This is a genomic window from Nitratireductor pacificus pht-3B (assembly GCF_000300335.1).
In the GTDB taxonomy this organism is placed as follows: domain Bacteria; phylum Pseudomonadota; class Alphaproteobacteria; order Rhizobiales; family Rhizobiaceae; genus Nitratireductor; species Nitratireductor pacificus.
Map to the genome: position 1 here is coordinate 1 of NZ_AMRM01000042.1, position 4,569 is coordinate 4,569.

3 protein-coding genes are annotated in these 4,569 nt (G+C 61.8%); 2 read left to right on the plus strand and 1 reads right to left on the minus strand.

The features are described 5' to 3' along the window. Positions 1-71: 71 nt before the first annotated feature. Complete coding sequence (locus NA2_RS21100) at positions 72-2,786, minus strand: autotransporter outer membrane beta-barrel domain-containing protein (RefSeq protein ID WP_008599320.1); 2,715 nt, start codon at positions 2,784-2,786, stop codon at positions 72-74. A 31-nt stretch (positions 2,787-2,817) separates the two neighbouring features. Here NA2_RS21100 and NA2_RS22360 point away from each other — a divergent pair, with 31 nt between their 5' ends. Beyond that, positions 2,818-3,024 carry a hypothetical protein gene (locus NA2_RS22360; RefSeq protein ID WP_008599322.1) on the plus strand — a complete coding sequence of 69 codons (207 nt, stop codon included), beginning with the start codon at positions 2,818-2,820 and terminating at the stop codon, positions 3,022-3,024. 193 nt (positions 3,025-3,217) lie between these two features. Further along, positions 3,218-4,336 carry a helix-turn-helix transcriptional regulator gene (locus NA2_RS21110; protein WP_008599323.1) on the plus strand — a complete coding sequence of 373 codons (1,119 nt, stop codon included), beginning with the start codon at positions 3,218-3,220 and terminating at the stop codon, positions 4,334-4,336. Positions 4,337-4,569: the final 233 nt, after the last annotated feature.

The window sequence follows — 4,569 nt, forward strand, 5'->3', positions numbered from 1 at the left end:
GGAGGGGACTTGGGGCTCAGGTCACTTGTGAACGGGTACATTCAAGGCAGCCGGGCATTCTAATTGTGGTTTCAGAAGGTCACACCGAGCGTCGCCTTGAGCGCGTGGTCGCGGGCACCGGAAGCGATGCGTCCTGAGTAGGACAGGCCGATCCTGGTCGCCGGGTTCAGCGCCACCTGCGCATCCAGATCGAGCGCCAGAGCGTTGCGGGCCACCGGTATGCCGGCGATGGTGAACGCATCGCCACCCGCAAACTGCATCTGCGCCGTGGGTTCGGTGTCGCCGAAGGCGTGCTGCCAGCCGATCCCGCCTGTCAACTCTACGGCCGATGTGTCGCCAAGCGCGAATTCGGTTTGCGCGCGCAGACCCAACGTGGTGAAGGTGCTGGAGGTGGTTGTGCCTGCTGCAGTCAACGCGGCCTCGCCGCCAGCCTCCGCAAAGCCATCGGTCTTCACCCGAACATGCGCCAGCCCCGCATAGGGCTCAAGCTGCATCGACCCGGCCTTGAAGCGATACCCGGCCTCGCCGAAGAACTGCATCGTCGAAGCGTTGTAGTCGGCCTCCAGCGTGTCGGAGAACCCGGTGAAGGCGGCGCGCCGGCTTGTGTCGAGCCCATGCCAGGCGAATGCGGTGCCGCCGCGCAGGCTGAAGGCACCCCATTCTTTTCCGCCGTAGAGGCCGACATGCCAGGTCTTTGCGTCTCCCGAAGATGCGCGGTTGTCGACATCGAAACCGGAGCGGCTGTAGCCGGCCAGAACACCCAATTGCAGGCTGTCGGCAAGGGCGGCGTCCGCGCCCAGCAGGAAACCGCCAATGGTGCGGTCCAGCTCCGCGGCGTTTCCATCGCCTTTCCAGTGAGCGCTCGCGCCGAAACCGTGAGCCCAGAAAGCCGGTTGCCCGGCTTCGCCTGTCCGCGCGCGGAGCCGCTGATTCGCGGCCTCACGCGGAAAACGGCTGTCTTCCAGAAGCGCGCTTCTGGCCGAAGCGTGAACCTCGCCGGAAAGCTGGTCCAGTGCGACCGGCAGTTCCGCACTGCCCAGATTCAGGACCGCTGTATAAAGGCCCCCCGACCCGATGGAGAGAACGCCGCCGCAGGTGGAGGTCTGGTTGAATGTCATGCCGGTCGGGCAGCCGGCCACCTGTGATGATGTCAGGAAGACATTGGTGCCCGAATAGCTGTCGGTGAAATCGAGCAGCGGGTAATCGTCGACGATCGAGGTGAACCGGCCGGCCACACTGCCCGCCGTAATGATGGTGTAGGTCAGGCCAGGCGTGTAGGTCGATCCGTCGTCGGTTCCGTTTTCCGGCTTCACATGGATCCTGCCGGCGTCGATCGCGACAGCTCCCGAAACGTTCAGATGATCGTTGTTCGTCCCGGCGGTGTTGCCGCCATCGTTTAGTTCCACTTCGAACACGGAGCCGGCGTGGAAATCGGCGCTCGCCGCGTTCAGCGTGCCGATAGAATTGCCGGGGGCCAGCGTGCCCCCGCCATTGATCGTCGCGGTTTCGAGGGTTCCCGATCCGCCCAGAACGCCACCATCGACGGTTATCACGCCACCGAGGGTTCCATTGACCAGAAACCGCCCGCCGGAAACCGTACCGCTCCCCGTGAAGGCCGCGCCATCGCCCGTATAGATGGTCTCTCCGGATTCCTGAAGGAACTGGCCCGTCCCGAACATATCGGGGTTGAACAGATAACCGGTATTGGTGTGGTTGAAGACCAGCCTCGCGCCAGGCTCGTTCAGATAGAGTTTCGGCGTGGAGAGGTTGCCGGCTGTCGCCGCCGCGTCGCCGGAAGCCGCGCCGATGTTCAGCGTTCCGCTGGAGCCGTCGCTGCGTTGGACATAGACTTCCGTGCCTGCGGATGCCGTCCCATTGTCGGTGAGTGTCAGCGTGCCTTTGCCGCCGCTGCCGACATCCAGCTCATAGGTTGCGTTCAATTGGGAACCGGCGCCGCTGATGGTGGCCTGCCCTTCCGACCCCGGCATGTCGCCAAGATAGATCGAGGCGGCAGAGACGACACCCTCACTCTCGACGGTAAGGCGGCCTTTGCCCTCGTCACCCAGATACAAATTTTGCGAATTGGTCCATGTCGATCCGGCATGGGACACATAGACCGAGCCGTCCGATCCCGCTTCCGATCCGACATAGCCATCCGTGTTGCTCACCGCGCCGCCGCTGTTGATGGCGAGGCTTCCAACACCTTCATAGGCGATTGTCAGCGTCTGGGCATTGATCCATTTCGCATTGGTACCGCCGACGGAGACGCGCCCCTGCGCGCCGGCGGCCGAGCCCACATAGCCATCGCTGTTCTCAACGGTCGCGCCGTCGACGATGAAGAGAACGCCAATGCCCTTTTCGCCAACCGACAGATCGTTTGTGTTGACCCATTTGGTGTTGTTGCCACGCAGGTCCGCAAATCCGTTGATGAGCGCTGCATTGCCGATGAAGCCCTGCTGACTTGTAACCTTGGCGCCATTTCGCAGGCGCAACGTGCCGTCGTAGGTGTCTCCCACGATCATGTTTCCGGCGTTGTTCCACTCGGACACTGGTCCTGAAACCTGCACTGTGCCTTTGCCGGTGGTGCTGCCGGCCTTGTGACCGAGCAGGCCGTGCGTGCTGTTGAGGATGCCGCCATTCTCGATGCGCAGATATCCGCTGGAGGGCTGGACGCCGTTGGACCCGACATGCACCTCGTGCACATCGGGAGCGGTCATCCCCTCAAGGATCGGATCGTCGTTGCCGGACGGCCTGGAGATATAGGCACGGTCTCCGGGGGCCGGCACGCTGCTGTTCCAATTGTCAGCCAGGAACCAGTTGGGGGACGCCCTGCCTACCCAGGACGTGTTGGTTTGCGCCAACGCTGCATCTGGCAGGGCGCAGGCTGATCCGATCGTGATGGCGCTGGCGGAGAGCATCGCCGCGCGCATGGTTCTGCCGAGGGGCGATCCGGCTGAAACGGACCGGCAAGCGTTTTTCGCCGGGGCGGAAAACATGGTCATGAAATCGTGTCCTCTCGATTAGCGGGGACGCGAAAGCCGAGGCGAACCGCCTGTTTCAGGCAGGACCAACCCCGGCAAGCGTCCCCCCGACGCTTTTCCGCACTGTTTACATGCGAGGAAAACATGCCTCATGATGCACATGCACTACGGATGCGCTTGGCACTTCGGATACACTGCGCGCTTGAGTGGAGGGGGATTTGGAAGACCGGCTCGCAATGTTGACCACGCTGGCCTACGGCGCCGCGCTGGATGATGAGAAATGGGACGCTTTTCTTGAAGCCTGTTCCGATGTGGTCGGCGGTCGCGTGCGCACCTGCCTTTTCGGTTATGACGCCGATGCCCGCATAGAGCTTGGCGCCCGGCAGTTCGGCTATGATCCGGCCTTCCAGCAGTCCTATGTGGACTATTACTCGGAGAAGGACTTCCTCGCCGCGCGGCTCATGAACGAGGGGCCGGGGCAGCTTCTCTCCTATGGGGAACTGTGGGGCGACCGCAGTCTTCGCAGAACCGAATTTTACGACGACTGGGTTCGCCCGCAGGAGGATATCACCGGCGGCTGTTCCGTCCTGCTTTTCAAGCAGGACAAGCGCTTGTTTGCATTCAGCGGCAGCATACGCTCATGCGATTCCGTTCGGCTTGAAAAGCCCTGGCAGCGAATGGTCACTCATCTCGCCCCGCATTTGCGGCAGGCATTTGAAGTGGCCCGCACCCTGGCCGGGGCCAAGCTGGAGAAACAGTCTTTGGTCAATGTGCTCGATCCGAGCACGGCCGGCTGTATGGTGCTCACCCGGGACCGGAGAATCGTTTTTACCAACGCCTGCGCCGAGGCAATGCTCGATGCAGGAGAAATCGTCCGCAGCGATTTTCGGCGGCGTTTGTTCTTTGCCAAGCCGGCCTGGGAGCAGCATTTCACGAGAGCATTGGCCCAGGGACCCCTTGGCGAACCGCAGACGCTACGCTTGCGTGACGGCCAGCAGCTACCGACGTTCACATGTCGGATTGCGCCGCTGGGCACCGAAGAGGCCGGTGGGCGCCCTTCCGGTATTCTGTTCAGCCGTGAGGAACCATGTTTTCTGCTGACGCTTTCGCAGGAACGTGAGATGCCTGACATCGCAGCACGATTGCACGCCCGGTATCAGCTGACACCACATGAAACCCAAGTGGTTCTGCATATCGCCACTGGCTTATCAGCTAGGGAGATCAGCGAGAAGCGTGGCACCAGTGTGTATACAGTGAGGAATCAGATCCATAGTGCGATGAGCAAGATGGAGGCACGTCGTCAATCGGACATTGTGCGCCTCGTCGAAACAATGCGCAATCCATTGCGACAGTGAGCTACGCCACTGGATTGGACGTGCAAACGATCTGGTGGTTGTTCAAGCCCGAGATCCGTTGACCAATCCAACTTTGCGCGCGTCACAGCGAGTGACGTCTGGATCGTTGCTGACGTGCTCGCCGCAGTTCATGAACGGCGTCTTCGATGCCGGGCTCGCGCAGGGCTGGCCGCACGATTCCATGCACCGGGAGTATTTCGTGCTTCCAGAAACGCCGGACTGGGTCAATCACG